Below are 17,281 nucleotides of genomic sequence, written 5' to 3'. Positions count from 1 at the left end.
AATCCGTGTAATCCATGCCTAAATTTTATTCTCTCATTTAAATCCACAATCAATGAAAAAACTATCTCTCTATATTTCGCTCCTCTGCCTGATACTGACAGCAGGAGCCTGCAAAAACAAGACCGGCGGACCAGCCACCGCCAGTTCCGAGCTCACGGACGATGCCTTGATGGACACCGTTCAGCGCCGCACCTTTCTCTACTTTTGGGAAGGTGCCGAGCCCAACAGCGGACTTGCCCCCGAACGGTATCATGTAGACGGGGTATATCCGCAGAATGATGCCAATGTAGTCACTTCCGGCGGCAGCGGCTTCGGCATCATGGCTATCCTTGCCGGAATAGACCGGGGGTACGTCACCCGCGAAGAAGGTCTGGCACGAATGGAGCGCATCGTCTCCTTCCTCGAAAAAGCGGACCGTTTTCACGGAGCATATCCGCACTGGTGGTATGGCGATACGGGAAAGGTGAAACCTTTCGGACAGAAGGATAACGGAGGTGACTTGGTAGAAACTGCCTTCCTGATGCAAGGACTGCTCGCCGTACACCAGTATTACATCAACGGTAATGAGAAAGAAAAAGCACTGGCAGCACGCATTGACCAAATATGGAAAGACGTTGACTGGAACTGGTACCGCAACGGTGACCAAAATGTGCTATACTGGCACTGGAGCCCCACCTATGGCTGGGAAATGGACTTCCCCATACATGGGTACAACGAATGTATGATTATGTATATCCTTGCCGCAGCCTCTCCTACCCACGGAGTACCGGCAGCTGTCTATCACGATGGCTGGGCGCAGAACGGAGCTATCGTCTCCCCACATAAAGTGGAAGGCATCGAACTGCATCTCCGCTATCAGGGCACGGAAGCCGGACCGCTTTTCTGGGCACAATACTCCTTCCTCGGACTCGACCCCGTCGGTCTGAAAGACGAATACTGTCCCAGCTACTTCCACGAAATGCGCAATCTGACATTAGTGAACCGTGCTTACTGCATCCGCAACCCCAAACACTACAAAGGTTTCGGACCGGACTGCTGGGGACTGACTGCCAGCTATTCCGTCGATGGATACGCTGCTCATTCACCGAATGAACAGGATGACAAAGGGGTCATCTCTCCCACCGCCGCCCTTTCATCCATCGTCTATACACCGGAATATTCGATGCAAGTGATGCGCCACCTGTATAATATGGGGGACACAGTCTTCGGTCCTTTCGGATTCTACGATGCTTTCAGCGAAACAGACAACTGGTATCCGCAACGTTACCTTGCCATCGACCAGGGACCAATTGCAGTCATGATCGAGAATTACCGGACAGGGCTGTTATGGAAACTCTTCATGAGTCATCCCGATGTACAAGCAGGACTTACCAAGTTAGGTTTCAATACCAATAAGCAGGATGTAAGGCAGAAATAAAGAAATCACAGCGTGCGTGGAAGTGGTCTACTGACCACCTCCTCCACCTGTATTCCCACCTTCGCCGCCACCACCTTTCACATCGTCATTATTGATGCTTCGGGCAGCTTTCTTCACACTAGCTTTCAGTTCACCAATCCGGTAGCTGATGCTGACTCCAAAGCTACGACTCGGCCACTTGCTGCTGCTCTTCGACAGGAAGTTTACGCCTTCCGTATGATTGTTATAGCTTCTGTATTTCTCAAATATATTACTGCAATACACATTCAGGCTCAAACGCTCATCTTTCAGGAAAGAACGGCTCGCACCCAAACTATAATAATAATAGCCAGAACCTTTTCCCTGTAGATTAATATAAGGAGTACTACCACCACCATTCAGACTTAACCGTATTTTCAACGGAAGAGTATGCTGGACGCCACCATAGAAAGAACCGTTCCATCCATAATTGTGCAATCCCTGCGCTTCACTTTTCAAGTCGCTGTAGTTTCCACGGCCATTGACGTACAGGCGCGTTTTAGGAGACGCGTTCCAGTTCAGATACAAGCTCATTCCTGTGTTCCGGCTCTTTCCTATATTGGCATAAGTGCTGTACAAAGCTCCTTCCGGTGCTATGTGTGTAGGATCATTGTCAAACATCTCCCCTTCGGGCGCCGTAATCAACCGGCTTATATTCTCAATACTGTTATTGTTGAAAGAATGGCGCAGCGACACATTGATATTGAACTTCGCACTAAAATTGCTATAAGACAAGTCGAACGCATGGCTTTTTTCACTTTTCAGGTTCGAGTTACCTTGGGTGATAAACATCGGATTCAGATTATTAAAATAAGGATTCAGATTCCAGATGCCCGGACGCCAGATACGCATATTATAACCGACACGCATGTTTTGAGTCTTGCCGAGCTTCATGCCAAGAGAAACGGATGGCACCAGATCGCTGAAGTTCGTGTGAAAATTCTCACCCGGTCCAACGATATATTTCACCCGCTGCACAGTCTGTTCATAGCGCACTCCCGGCTTGAAGGTGAAATCCTTATATTTCAATGTATATCCGAGATAAGCGGCTAAAATATGATTCAAATGACGATAGTCGCTACTGCGGTCTTCGTTATATAAATAATCGTCACTTCCTCCGGCTGCTTCATATAGTTTGTTGTCACTGGTATTGCGGCGGAAGATATATTTCGCACCTGCCTCCACGGTATGCAACTCGCCTATCGGAGTTGTATAGTCCACTTGGAAGGTCTGTTCCATGGTATTCGTTTTGCCGTCCGACTGGCTGTTTTTCAACAGCAACCGTTTCACGAGGTCGTCCACCTCCTCTTTGGCGTGAATATCTTCATAGCCAGTATTAGAATTGCTTGTCTGAGGCTGCGTATTGATCTTATAGGAGAAAGTGATCATCCGCTGCTTGTTCTTTCTGGACGTGCGCTGATAGTCGATGTTTCCATTGATGGAATACCAGGAGCCATCTCCATGATTGCCGGTCCGGTAGCTGTAGGCAATGTCCTCATGGTTAGCGCCATACATGGTGGTAAATCCATCGCCATAATTTTTACTATTGCTGCCATACATTCCAAAAGCCACCGTCAGCAGCCTTAAGGTGTCAATCTCATAACTGCCTTCCAAATTTCCATACTGGAAGTTGCCTTTCGACTTGGAACTGCTGTTTGATTCAAGATACTTTTCCGTATCCGACTCATAGTTCTCACGGTAGCTGTCCGAATATCCACGGGGCCGGTCATTGTAATTAAAGTTGTAATTGGCAGAGACAGTCATTTTCCCCTGCTTCACCATTGCGTAGCCGCCGGCACCGGCACCGTAGTTGCTGGCATTTGCCCGGAATGTTGCCGTATATCCTTCGAATCCACCGCCTACTGTTACGATATTCAAAATACCTCCCACTCCTTCAGCGTCATATTTAGCTCCGGGCGATGTTATCACCTCGATATATTTAATGGAATTGGCGGGCATACTCTTCAACACCTCTTTCGGGTTGTTGCTCATCATATTGTTGGGCTTCCCGTTGACGTGTATTTTAAAGCTACTGCTACCATTCACCTGTATGTTGTCTTCTCCGTCCACTGTCACTAAAGGCACTTTTCGAAGCATCTCCAATATACTGTTCGATTTCGAGTCGGGGTCATCCTCAATATTATACTCTATCTTGTCTACATCCACCTTGACCAAAGGCTTTTGCGCCACGACTTCCACTCCTTTCAATTCATTATTAGCCTCAGCGGAGAGCATTGTCCCCAAATCAATGACTCTAACCGATGGTTTCAAAGTGAACTCTTTCGTGACGGGCGCCTTGCCTATCGAAGAAATAGTAATGACGTAATCTCCCGCACCTACATTCAGTTTCTCCTGAAACCTACCATTGGCACCCGTCACCGCCATCTTGACAGCCTTGTCCGGTGCTCCTTTTTTAGTAATCTTAATAGTAGCGTATGGTTCTCCATCCTGAGTCAGTGAATCCAAAAGTACCCCTTTGACAGTATAGGACGGCATAGCGGAGTTTTGTGCCCAACCTGTCATCACTGCGGTGAACACGAATAGTAATAGTAGCAACAATCTGTGTTTCATGTTTGGAATCGTTTTAGTTTTTAGTTTATTAGACGAAGTTTCTTTCAATTTCTTACAAATACGGGGTAAAAGTAGATGGTTTCTTTATAGTTACGAAATCTTCGGAGTTAAGAATCGTAAAAGAAGAGATAAAAAAGATTATACGAAAAGAGAAACCGATTTCTAGGTCATAGAATGGCAGAGGTCTTTCTTGGCTGCACATTATAAATACATCTTCAAAATCTTAAGAACAACGGCATAATTGAATAAAGGTTTTCTCTGTAGAAAATAACGTCACCGCATTCATAAATTAATTCGTCCGGCTATAGGCATCTTTTCGTCCGCCTATAGCCGGACGAAAGGTTGCCTATAGGCAAACGCAACTTTGCCTATAGGCAGACGAATTAATTCATTCACTAAAAGAGATTAAGTTGTACACTAAAAGGTATTATATTTAGAACCCATATTTTATTTGCCATTAATATCAAGTAATTCCTGATATATCAGAGAATCGTTTTTCATTTTATTGCACATCCACTTCCATGCAGGCATCACCTTGATTTCCCTTCTCTTGAGCTTGCATCAACCATATACCAAGCAACTTGTATGAGTTGTATAATGTCAGAAATTCTTGCGCTGAAACGCCCCCTTCCCATCAAAGCCAGATGCTTTTATACGCCATACTATAAATTTTCAAATAGAAGGGTAGCCTTCACCTTTTCTTCGAAACCTTTTATTCATAAGTGATAACGGGTGAAGCATATCGCCCTTCACCGATCCTTCACCCAATTTTCATATGTAATCATAAAGACATCGTTCACTTTGCTATAAGCTAATTTGTTTTTGCTATAATGATATTCGTATTAGCTATAACCTAATAAAAAGATGCTAATAGATTATTTTTTTCTTCCCAATGTTTGTTTCAAACCATTGATAGTTTATTTCAAACACTTACAATGTTTTCTCCACTCACTAGGTGAATAGCCGTCCCTTCACCCGAGATCACTGATTAATAAAAGGTTGAGAGGAAAAAGTGAAGGTGAAGGCGACACTCGTAACATCTGCTGTATGGTTATTTAAAGCAATGCTTTAGCAACCATAAAGCATAGCTTTTGAAGATACAAAGCATTGCTTTACGAAGGAGATAAATGTGCTAAGTGATATTAATGGCAACAACACCTTGAAATAACATCTCTTAAACACAAAAAATCATTCTAAATACCAGACTTCTTTTATTTATTCCCATTCTCCCACTTTATTCCGAAAAAACATATATCTTTGCTGTACACTTTCTGCGCATCAGCGAGATGTAATAAGCGGGTAGTGGTTTTTACAACTTAATTGGAGTAAATAACGTATTATCTCTCGGTCTTGAAACTTAGCAATTTCATTTAGAAGAGGGATGATACAACAGATACTCCACGTGGATGGCTGTATATCAACATATCAGTTATAGATGTGTTATATATAAACGATTGACGTGGATGTCTGTTGTTATCATTATCTTTCTAAGGGTTTTGCTAAGACCTCAAGACCGGATAATGGTTCAACAGCATCCATGTCTTTTTTGTATCCGGTCGGTTCCCCTACATAATCCCCATACCCCATAACCCTCCGACTAGAAAGCAAAATGCAGGGATGCTTGTTGCACCATGCTTGGCAAGAGTTATTCGCTCTTTTTTGTTAAACGCATAAACAAAGAAACACTATGCCGAAATGGATTAGCATAGACGAAGCGGCGCACAAGTACGGAGTCAAAGAAGAAGACATCTGTTTGTGGGCAGAAATGGAAGCAATCACCGCATATTTCACTGAAACTACTCTTATCATAGACGAAAAGAGCCTTCAGAAATTTATGTACCTGCGCAAGAATCTTCCCACAACAGGATATATCCGCACACTAGAACAACTCTGTATCAATCAGTCTGAAGTGTGTAAACTGTACATGGAAGTCATTGAGCTACAAGAAAAAGACCTTCAATACAAAAAGCGTAGAATTTCAGTGCTGGAAAGGCAGTATGCGATGGCAACCAAACAGAACAAGTTAAGAGAAAAGATAATCACGATAACCTCTGATATGCTAAGTAAAGCTGAAAGTGGATGGTGGGAAAAATTGTGGATGAAGATCAGCAATAGACAAAAGTTATAAAACCATTATACAACTAATCTATGTCTTATTTAAATATGAGTTCAATAACACTAAGCTATCAGAGCATATTCCTATATAACCCAAAACCTTCATCCCCCACTTTAATCTCCTATCGATAGGAAGAAGTGGAAGATGAAGGTCTAATTATATCTATAACAAACAAGTTTTATTCTATTGCAGTCCGGTCCAAGCAGATATTGCGTACTTAGATTCTACAGCATTCTCTAAGTTGTCCGGCAAATTATGGAAGAAGTCCAATCCTGTTAATTCTTCCAGTTCGTCAATTGTTTTAGCACATTCAGATAATGCAGGCTTTACTGTAGTACTTTGATCTAGCCAAAAACCAATGGCTTTATAAGTTTCCCCCTTTTTACAAAGTAATGCCATAAAATAATATTTAGGAACAGGTTTCGATTTATCTCCACCAATATATGTCCATATTTGGTTTTCTTTATCTATAGTCCCACCTTTCACAACATACAGAGTATCACGAAAAGTACTACTTCGCCCCCAAGTACGAACTTTCCCTTCCAAATCATTCCAAATACCCTTAGTTCCATTAAAATAATTCTTCTGAGGACTCATATTGCTATAATAGAAAGTTTGCTCATTGGCATCTTTTGAATAAAGACGATCTGAAGAAGCACAAATATGCCCACGATCATAACCTTGCTTTCCAAAGTCACTTTGTACCCGTTGATCAGCCTGGGGAATATTCGGATCAGATTGCCAAGGATCACCACCCCATTCTGTCTGTTTCCAGTCATTACGGTTCCAATTTGTTTGTCCTGTTACATTATAATATTTAAAGGCCACCCAACGAGCGTGCTTTTTACTCTTGTCATACTCCATACTATAAGTAATTACTTGTTGACCATTAAATGTAGTAGTTGGAGATAAAAAAATATCATCAGCGCCATTGCGTAAAGCAGGAAGTTCAATAGGACTAAATGCTATATTTTCTTTATTTTCATCTTCATCATCTTTGCTACAAGATACAAGGAAAAATGTACAACAAATCAATAAAACAACACTTCTATTAAAAAATCTCATAATTCATTTTTGTTAAAAAAGGAGTATACTATATTACATCAGTATACTCCTTATTACCTTATATCCAGTTATTAGTTATTCAACGAACTTATATTCGGTAGGATTAGTTAAACCTGGTACTTTAAAATATGCACCCAATGTACTTTTAATAGAGACTAATTTTCCTAAGTTAGTTGGGTTGTTATACAAGTTAAGCCCAGAACGCATATCACCATTGGGTAATTTTACAATAACACACTTAGTAGTTTCAGTCTCAGTTTTTGAATCAGCAATAACAATATTAGTATTCTGCTTATCTGTAAAATTGCTGAACACGAAACTAGTAGCGCTACTTGCAAAACCTATGATATAGCCTTTCACATAATAAGGACCTGCTGCAGTATTATTCAAGGCTATCACTTCTGCACAAGTTAAAGGATCATCCTCTGTTCCACCTGGCACACCTGGTGTTACACCAATTTTCACATTCTGAATTTCCCATTTAGGTGCAGAATCAGTCTTAGCATTCTTATATACAAATGCTAACTGTATTTTCTTACCAGCATAAACCTGTAGCTTTATGTTTACTAACATTGCTTTAAATCCGGCTTCCGGTTGTTCAAACGTTAGATTTTCCCAAGCCCCGTTATCACTTACATTTTTAATTTTCAACATATATTCATTTGCATCACCCTGTTTTTGGGACATCTGAGTAAATGACAAATTAATATCATCTGTAGATAATATAGAAGTCATATCTATAATTGGTGATACTAACCAACTTTCAGCAACAATACCAGCAGCATCCTTAAAAGCACTTGCTATTGCACATTTATAACTTGCATCAATCGTCCAAACAGCTTCTAATCCTCCCAGTTCTTTATTATCTATTGTAAATTTTCCAAATGCTGAGGCAAAGGTTTCTTCATAAGACTGATCTTTAGTTACTACAACAGTTTCTCCTGAAGGATCAGGATCTTCTCCACCTTCAGCTGGTCCCGCTTTAATATTATCCAATCGATAACTTAACGCTTCAGAAGAGCTAGTACTTGTATATTTAAATCCAACAAATCCTGTTTTACCAGCTTGAGCACTCAAATCTGCTGTCAATGATACCCATGTATTATCTGTTGTTGGCATCCCTGCTACATTTATCGCAGTAGAAACCATCTTACCATCCACTAATTGAAGGAAATAAACTTCCAATTTAGAATTAGCAGAAGCAGTTGCATAATTGTATACAGCGCAATCGAAAGATACTTTTTTATCCTTAACTTGATCCACCTCAAAGGCAGGAGTTGCAAACCAACATTCAAATTTTTCACCAGTACCACCATAAGAGGTAGCTTGAATATATTTATCGGTTTTACCTGTCGTGGTATTATTAAATGTCTTTCCTTGCCAGCGTCTACCACCTTCTACAGCAACATTATACCAACCTTCCAGTTCATAATCACTATTTGCTACCAAATCTTCAAAATCAGCAGAAAAAGTATTATTTTTCTTTGAATCGTCCAAGCCTAGCGGATTATCTTTATCACCAGGTTCCGGGTCACCACCATCTCCAATATCTTTACCATCAAGAACCGCAGCAGTAGGACTCTTAAGACCAGCAACTCCAAAATATTTCGTCAACTGTCCTTTAATTACAACAGCTTTACCCAAGTTTCCACCATTGTCAACCAAATTTAATGCAGCACGAACATCTGTTTGAGACACTAGCTGTACTGGAATACATTTCTTGTAATCTGTCTCATCCGCATCAGCAGCAATCAAAATATTTGCGGCATTTGTAAAAGGAGGTGCAAATACAGCATCAGTCGAAATACTCTTATCATTAATGCACCCTACAATATATCCCATCACCCAAGCTTCTGAGTTATCCTGTTTCGTCATAGCACTTGCTATGTCATATGGATTCTCTTTCGTACCATCTCCAGTCAAGGCAGGTCCTTCGCCGTTTCCTCCTCCATTGATATCATAAGGAGCAGGAACATCACTACAACTAAATGTGACTAACGTTATTATAGTCAAGAATAAAGCATTTAGAATCTTTTTCATAATAGTTGAATATTTATTTTATTAGTTATTTCTTTGAATATCACTATATGTTCTAGCTACAATTTGCCATGTACTATTATAACGGCTCAGAATACCTATCACATTAATTTTACCTGTCGGCATCACTTCGGTTGAGAAATTAGCATAAGTGCTGGTACGGAACGTCAATGTTGAATTATCATCCAACACCAATGTACGGTTTACTCCATTACCACCATCCTTCAAATCTTCAGGAGCAAAAGTAGCAGTACCATCCGCTTCTTTAATTGTAACATCCTTGAACATCACAAGTACAGGCGCCAAGTCTTTATCATAAGCTTTCAGCTGAGCGCCGGTAAGTTCCATTGGAATAAGCTCGTCATACCACAATTGAGGTTTATTGATTACTCTGACATGATCCAACCATACAGCCAAGTCCATACGTCCAATGGCTCCTTTGTAGGTAGTACCTATCTGAGCTTGCATTCCGTATCCACCTACATTCAAGTTTTCACAGTCAATCACCACTTTCTGTCCAACAGGGCAATTAGCATAGATGCCAGTAGAGTTAATACCTACCACAATAGCTCCTGTTTCATCAGCCACAATCAGCTGTTTGTAGATATTTCCACTTTCGTCATCACCTACTACTACACCGGAAATCCGAGTTTCTTCAGTAACTGTCTGAAACTGATTTGCCGAAATTACTGAACTGTATTTTTCCTTCAGATTAGCAATCGAAATAGTCCGTTGCTCTTTTATAGTGTTATTACCATAAGCGTTCCCTGTCACAGGCGTATCAAAGTCGTCCATACATGACGAAACGCCTAATGTCAGCAACAACGCGGCAGATAAAATAAATGTTATCTTTTTCATATCATTTCCTTGTATTAATTTGCCCATTTATTTAGAATCTATATCCAATGTTCAAGAAAGCATTGCAAGCAGGAGCATAATAGTACTTAGAGTTCTTAGAGAAAACATATGTACGTGCTTCTCCGTCATCATAGCTATCATCACGGTTCTGCTCATATCCGCCAGTACGCAAGTTCGTATTATTAAGAATATTGTTCACACTGAGGTTAATGCTCAGGCTCTTTCCATTCTTCAAACGAATATATTTACCAATAGAAGCGTCAAGCATGAAACCACCATTCAATTCTTCCTGCTCCGGTACATTATAGCCTACCGGATTACCATTAGCATCTACAGCGCCATCAGAATACTTTCCTAATACACTACCTAAACGACGGTAAGTAGAGAAGTCCAGATAAACACGGTGATAATAATTTCCTGTTACGTTAAAGAACCAACCTTTCACGCTGTAGTCCAGTCCGAGGCTATATACAGACAACGGTGTTCCGTTATCACGAAGTCCTTTACAATAAACGCGGTCAATATTAGATTCACTTTCACTTTCATAAGTACGAACAGCCGTAGGATTATTCATATAACGGGCATCAGACCACGTACCGATAGCTGTCAATGACAGATTGGACATGAGTTTAAAAGTTGCAGCAGCTTCCACACCCCAATTTTCCTTATCAATTCCGCTCATAGAAAGGTAAGTGAAACGAGCTTCATTATCATTGTAGAAAGCATCCATTTCAACCTGATCATTAAAACGAGTATAATATCCAGTGACACGTCCTGAAACAATAGGAGTATTGAAACGATAAGTCAATTCACCGTTATAAATCTTCTCTGTTCTCAAACCATGTGCAAAATCGTTCTTGATACGAGGAGCGATGAATGAGTTATATGCCAACGGAGCACGGTTCTCATAACCGGCGTTCAGGATCAATGAATGATTACCGTTAATAGAATATGTAAATCCAGCTTTCACTGCACCTTCCAGGAATTTAGCTGTGCCACTGCTTCCCAAAGATTTCTTAGGAGCACGACCATTACGCATCTTTCCATCACGGCTAATTTGCGCTGATCCGATCTTACCTGATACGAAATAATTGAAATGTCCATCGTTATCACCCTGATAACGCGCCCATACATTTTGTTTATTTACAAAGATATTATAGTCATAACCGAACTTATCACCTTCACCGATACGTCTGTTAGGATTGTCCAAGTCATTCTGAATCACATAAGAGTTATAACCATAATCACGGACAGAGAACTTATCAACATCTGTATATAAATCACCACCCAACAAATCCTTCATCTTCTTATAGTGCATACCTTTAGTAGTATTCACAGCTAAACCGACCACATAGCTATTATGCTGGTCAATCGTATGATTGAAGATCGAACTGAAATTGAAAGCTAACTGGTCATTATGACGTTCTTCCTGATAATACAAGGTCTCTTTTCCCAATGCATTGGCCTGCTGATTGGCAAAGTACATCTGATCCCAATCAATTTGACGAGTAGACTTACTGGTTTTCCAGCGCTCTGTTACTTCATTGAACAGATTCAACTCATCTTCACTCGGCACTGTCGACTTATCATATACATTAAAGATAGAACTAGGCAGCTTCTTATAATAATCCGGACGAGGATCGGCAGCATTGCCCGACCATCCAAGTGCACTTGTACCATAATTACTATATTTGAATCCTGCGCTTGTCTTCAGCTTCATTTCTTTATTGATATCAAAATCCCAAGATGCGATAGCAGAAGGCTCGAAAGAGCGTACAACACGTGAGTTACGCTTTTCACCATTCTGATAACCCCAGTTTGGATTGTAATAGTGACTATTAGCCAGATAATAAGCTTCTTCTGTAGAGGCACCTTGCTGTCCTCTTTCTGTAGGAGCCCCCCATGTAGCTATAGACAAGCTATGTTTGTCATTAAAGACTTTCTCTGCTGCCAGAAAATAAGAGAACGCATTATAGAATGTACCTTCAATAACACCTTCGTTAGCCCAACGATATCCGAGAGAACCTGTAAATGCCCAGCCATTCTTCAATAAACCTGTAGAATAGGTATACATACCTCTCAGAATATAGTTACGATTACAGCCGGAGAGACTTAATTTTGATCCTGCTGCATATTGACTGGCACGCATATTGATATTAGTAGCTCCACCGATAGGGCCAAAGGTGAAATTATTAATTTCAAAAGCACCGATACCTTCTTTATTACGTGTCGCATCGTTCAATCCTCCAATCATTCCATAGCTGAAACGACCGGTTTCTACATCATTGAACAGAACACCATTAATATACGTATCGCTGTACTGCGAATTATAGCCCCTGACGCGAAAACGCATCGGGCTAAACAAGTAGCCGACATTAGAAAGGTACACATCATTGTTGGAAGAGACAAAAGCAGATGCACTTTGAGCTGCATCATCATCTTCATTCAATTGCGATTCAGTGAATGTGAAAGAAGCATTATCTTCACGTGCATTCTTTTCGGCCTTCTGCTGAGCAAAAATAGCTGGCGAAAGACAAAACAATGCAATCACTATTCCTAATCTTTGTTTCATAATTTAAATTATTATTAGTGTTAATTTGTAGCACGAAAATTCACAGTTATATTACAGCGAGAGTACAAAACAACAAAAAAAAAGGGATATTACAAGAAAAAACAAAGAAAAAATAGGCGATAATACTTGTTTTTCCGTTTTCTTTTTAGATATTTGTCAAACCAATGTAATATTCAGAAACCTAATTTATAGATAAATAATGAAAAAGTTTTTAACGGTATGGGGCCTGTTACTGTTTATTTCGATAACAAGCTATTCACAGGAGAAAAAGTATGCTCTTTACAGCGTAGCGTTTTATAACCTTGAGAATCTGTTCGATACAATTCATGACGCGGGCAAAAACGACTTTGAATATTTACCAAATGGTAAAAATAAGTGGAACTCCATGAAATATGAAGCGAAGCTAAAAAACATGTCTGAAATATTAAGTCAGCTATCGACAGACAAATTACCATTAGGACCAACTATTATCGGTATGTCGGAAGTTGAAAACAGAAGAGTATTGGAAGACCTGCTCAAACAACCTGCTTTATCTGACAGAGGATACGAAATTGTTCATTATGAAGGTCCGGACCGTCGCGGCGTAGACTGCGCATTTTTCTACAATCCGAAATTCTTTCATCTCACTGCCAGTAAACTCGCTCCATATATTTATGAGAATAATGATACTACCTATAAAACCCGTGGTTTCCTTATTGCCAGCGGTACACTTGCCGGTGAAAAGGTGCACTTTATCGTAAATCACTGGCCTTCACGTGCAGCCGCATCACCCGCTCGGGAAAGAGCAGGAGAACAAGTCCGAGCCTTAAAAGATTCTTTATTAAATGAGGATTCAAATGCAAAGGTCATTATCATGGGAGATATGAATGATGATCCAATGGACAAGAGTATGGCTGTTGCATTAGGAGCAAAACGCAAAGCTCAAGATACAAAGGAACATGATTTATATAATCCCTGGTGGGACACTTTAAAGAAAGGTAACGGTACTTTAATGTATGATGGTAAATGGAATCTGTTTGATCAGATCGTATTTACAGGAAATTTATTAGGTAATGATAGAAGTACACTGAAATATTACAGAAACGAAATCTTCAGAAGAGATTATATGTTCCAAAAAGAAGGAAAGTACAAAGGATATCCCAAAAGAACACATGCCGGGGGGGTATGGCTTAATGGGTATAGCGACCACCTGCCGACCATCATATATTTAATCAAAGAGATAAAAGACTAACGAACAGTTAACTTATGAAATATAAATTCATCCAAACCTTACTATTAGTACTACTCCCTACCCTGTTTGCAGCGTGTGGTAGCGACAACAATGATCCAACAGATAATATTGGCGGATTAAGTGTTAGTACAGACCTTAAAAACAATGAAGTTTCCGCAAAGGGAGGCAGTTTCTTTCTACAAATAAAGACAGACGGTAAGTGGACTGCATCTAGTCAGGATAGTTGGTGCACAATAAATAACAAAGAGGGAAACGGGAATGCCTCTACCATCTGTTCTGTATCCGCTAATGATGATGATGAACGTTATACTGTTATCACCGTAACATCTAATGGAAAGAGTGAAAATATAACGATCACCCAAAAAGGAGGAAATGGTGAAGAGCCTGATCCGGATCCTAATCCATCGGGATATGCAGGAAGAATTGAGATTCCAAAGCTAAAAGGAGGTAATTCCAATTTATTCATTACCCATACTACACAATATAATGGAAAAGAAGTAATAACCTACAGTTTTGAATATGATTGTACTCAAAAAAGCTCACGTTGGGTAGCTTTTACTTTCAATACTTCAACGCCTGATAATAATGTAGGTCGTGCAGGAGACTTCAGTGATGACCCTAGTATTCCATCACAATATCGAACACACGACGGTGATTATACAGGTTCGGGGTATAGCAGAGGGCACCTTGCAGCTTCGTCAGATAGGCAATATTCTGTAGCTGCCAATAAACAAACCTTTTATATGTCTAACATGAATCCACAAATACAAAACGGATTCAATGGTGGCATATGGGCAAGCCTGGAAGGTAAAGTACAGTCATGGGGAAAAATCACCAATGATCAAGACACCCTTTATGTAGCAAAAGGGGGGACTATTGACAATAATAATATTATCAAATACCTTAAAGCAAATAATACTATTCCAGTTCCCAAATATTTCTATATGGCTATTTTATCACTAAAAAATGGTCAATATAAAGCAATAGGCTTTTGGTTTGAGCATAAATCATACAGTAACAGTAGTTATGCGGCATATGCTCTTTCAATAGATGAACTGGAAGAAAAAACAGGAATCGACTTCTTCCATAATCTTCCCGATAAGATTGAAAATGAAGTAGAACGAAGTTACAATAAGAGTGATTGGGGATTATAACCATACAGGAGAGTAATCATGAGATTGTCCGAAAGGACACTGTTTCCTATCATCTTGCTCTGTCATCCTAGGGACATTCATTAAATACTACAAAATCAGCCAACTAATTCATACACAAAGTATTGCGAATTAGTTGGCTTTTTTGTATCTTTAGGTATTCCCCCGAAAATAAGGTTTGACGGCCAAAACGGGGGAAATATCCAAACTAATAAGATATGGCAAAGATAGTGAATGTTTCAGAAATTCACCCTACTTTGGGTTTTACAGAATTTGATATTCTGGAAAAATACCGCAAGAGTTTTAATGAGAGTGAGCTTGGCAAGCTTCATTCGGTCTTTCCGTTTGAATGTATGGCAAAAGCCGCAGGCCTGTCGGACCGGCGCCTGGGACGCAGGAACAGATTCAGTCCTTCCGCAAAGATCGCCCTTATGGTCCTGAAGGCATACACCGGATTCTCCGACAGGCAACTGGTGGAACATCTGAACGGGAACATACACTACCAGATTTTCTGTGGAATTATGATTCCCCCGTCCCTTCCGATAACCAACTTCAAGATAGTCAGTGCCATCCGTAATGAGATAGCATCCCGCCTTGACATTGATTCTTTCCAGGAGCTCCTGGCTTCACACTGGAAACCTTATCTTGATAACCTTCACGTCTGCATGACCGATGCCACATGCTATGAAAGCCACATGCGTTTTCCTACGGACATGAAACTCCTTTGGGAAAGCCTCGAATGGCTCTACAGGCATATATGCCGGCATTGCAGGGAGCTGGGCATAAGGCGTCCGCGCAACAAATACAGGAATGTGGCGGAATCCTATCTGTCCTACTGCAAGAAAAGAAAGAGGAGAGCTTCAAGGACAAGAATGCTTAAGCGCCGTATGATCAAGCTTCTTGAAAAGCTCCTCAGTCAAAGGGATGGGATCCATAGCGAGTACGGTGCTTTACTCCGATATACCCAGGATTATCATAAGCGTCTTTCCATCATCAGAAAGGTGCTTGTACAAGAAAAGGAAATGTTTGAAGGGCGGAAAGTCAGTGACCGCATCGTCAGCATTGACCGTCATTATGTACGTCCCATCGTCAGAGGCAAGGAAACCAAGTCCGTCGAGTTCGGTGCAAAGGTCAATAATATACAGATAGACGGCATATCGTTCATCGAACACCTCTCGTTCAAGGCATTCAATGAGGGTATACGCTTGAAGGACTGTATCCGTATGCAGCAGAAGCTTATGAATGTAAGGGTAAGATGTGTGGCTGCCGATTCCATATATGCCAATAATGCCAACAGAAAGTTCTGTACAAAATATGGGATATCCACATCCTTTGTGCGCAAGGGAAGGGCGGCCAAAGATGAGCCTTTGAGGAAGGTGCTTAGAAGCGAACTCTCAAAAGAAAGGGCAACACGGCTTGAAGGAAGCTTCGGCACTCAAAAGCAACATTACTCGCTCTCAAGGATAAAGGCCAGAAACAGGAAGACGGAAATACTGTGGATTTTCTTTGGAATACATACGGCAAATGCCATACTGATGATAGAAAAAATCAGAAACAAAGCAGCTAAAGCAGCATGATATGATTTTACTCACAGAATCAGAAGAGGTCATCAGACTTCTTCCGGAACGTCATGTCCTATCGGATAGAATTATGTGAGAAAGCACGGAAAAATGACAATAAGAATGGCATATGAAATGGTCATGCCCTATCATCTTCATATGCCATCTTATTTTTTAGAGACATTTACTGAATATCCCCATCCTAAACTTGTCGAAGAATCTTTTCTTGCATTTATCAAAGAAAAGATTCTTTACTTCCTTTTTTTCTCATACTGAAATGCACATAGCCGATTATCAGGTGTCATACTGAGAGTTCCAACATTTCTATTATGATAGGTTACTATCAGTTTATTTACTGATTTCATTACGCCCCTTCTTTCTGTTTTTATTCTTATTAATCATTTCCAACTCCTCCATTGTACTAAACAGCGGTTCAGATAAAAGTTCCTTGATAGCTTTAGAGTAACCCAGTGCTTTTGCTAATGCTACATAGGATGCCAATGAAATAGTATGCTTTTGTTCAAACTTGGCAATAGTAGGCGTCGGAACTCCGCTAAGTTCGGTAAGAGCTTCTCGGGAAAGTCCTTTCTCAAGTCTGCGTTTCTGCAGATTCTGAGCCAGAATTGCCAGCAACTCTTCGGGTCTCTCTACATCAAAATTATAAAGTAAAGACATACAATTGTATT

Annotated in this window: 11 protein-coding genes; 5 read left to right on the top strand and 6 right to left on the bottom strand. The window is 40.5% G+C overall.

Annotated elements, in window-relative coordinates; genetic code table 11:
- The first annotated feature begins 52 nt into the window (after positions 1–52).
- On the top strand, positions 53–1,417 hold the full coding sequence (locus BT_RS18005) for a glucoamylase family protein (RefSeq protein WP_011108887.1): 1,365 nt from the start codon (positions 53–55) through the stop codon (positions 1,415–1,417).
- Positions 1,418–1,444: 27 nt separating this feature from the next.
- Here the strand turns inward: BT_RS18005 and BT_RS18000 are convergent, their stop codons facing one another.
- Entirely contained in the window at positions 1,445–4,006 is a 2,562-nt protein-coding gene (locus BT_RS18000; protein WP_011108886.1) for an outer membrane beta-barrel family protein, read from the bottom strand.
- 1,687 nt (positions 4,007–5,693) lie between these two features.
- On the opposite strand from BT_RS18000, the gene BT_RS17995 reads away from it, so the two are divergent.
- Positions 5,694–6,134, top strand: a complete 441-nt coding sequence (locus BT_RS17995) for a hypothetical protein (protein ID WP_011108885.1) — start codon at positions 5,694–5,696, stop codon at positions 6,132–6,134.
- 171 nt (positions 6,135–6,305) lie between these two features.
- On the opposite strand, the gene BT_RS17990 is transcribed toward BT_RS17995, so the two are convergent.
- From BT_RS17990 to BT_RS17975, 4 genes are all read right to left on the bottom strand, one after another.
- Complete coding sequence (locus BT_RS17990; protein ID WP_011108884.1) at positions 6,306–7,187, bottom strand: DNA/RNA non-specific endonuclease; 882 nt, start codon at positions 7,185–7,187, stop codon at positions 6,306–6,308.
- Between the two features lie 75 nt (positions 7,188–7,262).
- Complete coding sequence (locus BT_RS17985; RefSeq protein WP_011108883.1) at positions 7,263–9,227, bottom strand: DUF6359 domain-containing protein; 1,965 nt, start codon at positions 9,225–9,227, stop codon at positions 7,263–7,265.
- A 21-nt stretch (positions 9,228–9,248) separates the two neighbouring features.
- A complete protein-coding gene (locus BT_RS17980) occupies positions 9,249–10,082 on the bottom strand; it encodes a DUF5689 domain-containing protein (protein ID WP_008767130.1) in 834 nt (277 codons plus the stop codon).
- 31 nt (positions 10,083–10,113) lie between these two features.
- Positions 10,114–12,654 (bottom strand): TonB-dependent receptor, encoded by a 2,541-nt coding sequence (locus BT_RS17975; RefSeq protein ID WP_008762511.1) that lies wholly within the window; start codon positions 12,652–12,654, stop codon positions 10,114–10,116.
- Positions 12,655–12,853: 199 nt separating this feature from the next.
- Here BT_RS17975 and BT_RS17970 point away from each other — a divergent pair, with 199 nt between their 5' ends.
- From BT_RS17970 to BT_RS17960, 3 genes are all read left to right on the top strand, one after another.
- Complete coding sequence (locus BT_RS17970; protein WP_008767132.1) at positions 12,854–13,885, top strand: endonuclease/exonuclease/phosphatase family protein; 1,032 nt, start codon at positions 12,854–12,856, stop codon at positions 13,883–13,885.
- A gap of 14 nt (positions 13,886–13,899) precedes the next feature.
- Positions 13,900–15,039 carry a DNA/RNA non-specific endonuclease gene (locus BT_RS17965; protein ID WP_008767133.1) on the top strand — a complete coding sequence of 380 codons (1,140 nt, stop codon included), beginning with the start codon at positions 13,900–13,902 and terminating at the stop codon, positions 15,037–15,039.
- Between the two features lie 215 nt (positions 15,040–15,254).
- Entirely contained in the window at positions 15,255–16,613 is a 1,359-nt protein-coding gene (locus BT_RS17960; protein ID WP_011108882.1) for a transposase, read from the top strand.
- A 330-nt stretch (positions 16,614–16,943) separates the two neighbouring features.
- On the opposite strand, the gene BT_RS17955 is transcribed toward BT_RS17960, so the two are convergent.
- Positions 16,944–17,270, bottom strand: a complete 327-nt coding sequence (locus BT_RS17955) for a helix-turn-helix domain-containing protein (protein ID WP_008767134.1) — start codon at positions 17,268–17,270, stop codon at positions 16,944–16,946.
- Positions 17,271–17,281: the final 11 nt, after the last annotated feature.

Origin of the sequence: Bacteroides thetaiotaomicron VPI-5482 (genome assembly GCF_000011065.1) — a bacterium.
Lineage (GTDB): Bacteria > Bacteroidota > Bacteroidia > Bacteroidales > Bacteroidaceae > Bacteroides > Bacteroides thetaiotaomicron.
The sequence above is the reverse complement of the archived record's forward strand: the minus strand, read 5'-3'. Positions and strand labels throughout refer to the sequence as shown.

Excerpts from the sequence above, each read along its gene's own strand:
- BT_RS18005 (WP_011108887.1), top strand. The coding sequence starts at position 53 with ATGAAAAAACTATCTCTCTATATTTCGCTCCTCTGCCTGATACTGACA.
- BT_RS18000 (WP_011108886.1), bottom strand. The coding sequence starts at position 4,006 with ATGAAACACAGATTGTTGCTACTATTACTATTCGTGTTCACCGCAGTG.
- BT_RS17995 (WP_011108885.1), top strand. The coding sequence starts at position 5,694 with ATGCCGAAATGGATTAGCATAGACGAAGCGGCGCACAAGTACGGAGTC.
- BT_RS17990 (WP_011108884.1), bottom strand. The coding sequence starts at position 7,187 with ATGAGATTTTTTAATAGAAGTGTTGTTTTATTGATTTGTTGTACATTT.
- BT_RS17985 (WP_011108883.1), bottom strand. The coding sequence starts at position 9,227 with ATGAAAAAGATTCTAAATGCTTTATTCTTGACTATAATAACGTTAGTC.
- BT_RS17980 (WP_008767130.1), bottom strand. The coding sequence starts at position 10,082 with ATGAAAAAGATAACATTTATTTTATCTGCCGCGTTGTTGCTGACATTA.
- BT_RS17975 (WP_008762511.1), bottom strand. The coding sequence starts at position 12,654 with ATGAAACAAAGATTAGGAATAGTGATTGCATTGTTTTGTCTTTCGCCA.
- BT_RS17970 (WP_008767132.1), top strand. The coding sequence starts at position 12,854 with ATGAAAAAGTTTTTAACGGTATGGGGCCTGTTACTGTTTATTTCGATA.
- BT_RS17965 (WP_008767133.1), top strand. The coding sequence starts at position 13,900 with ATGAAATATAAATTCATCCAAACCTTACTATTAGTACTACTCCCTACC.
- BT_RS17960 (WP_011108882.1), top strand. The coding sequence starts at position 15,255 with ATGGCAAAGATAGTGAATGTTTCAGAAATTCACCCTACTTTGGGTTTT.
- BT_RS17955 (WP_008767134.1), bottom strand. The coding sequence starts at position 17,270 with ATGTCTTTACTTTATAATTTTGATGTAGAGAGACCCGAAGAGTTGCTG.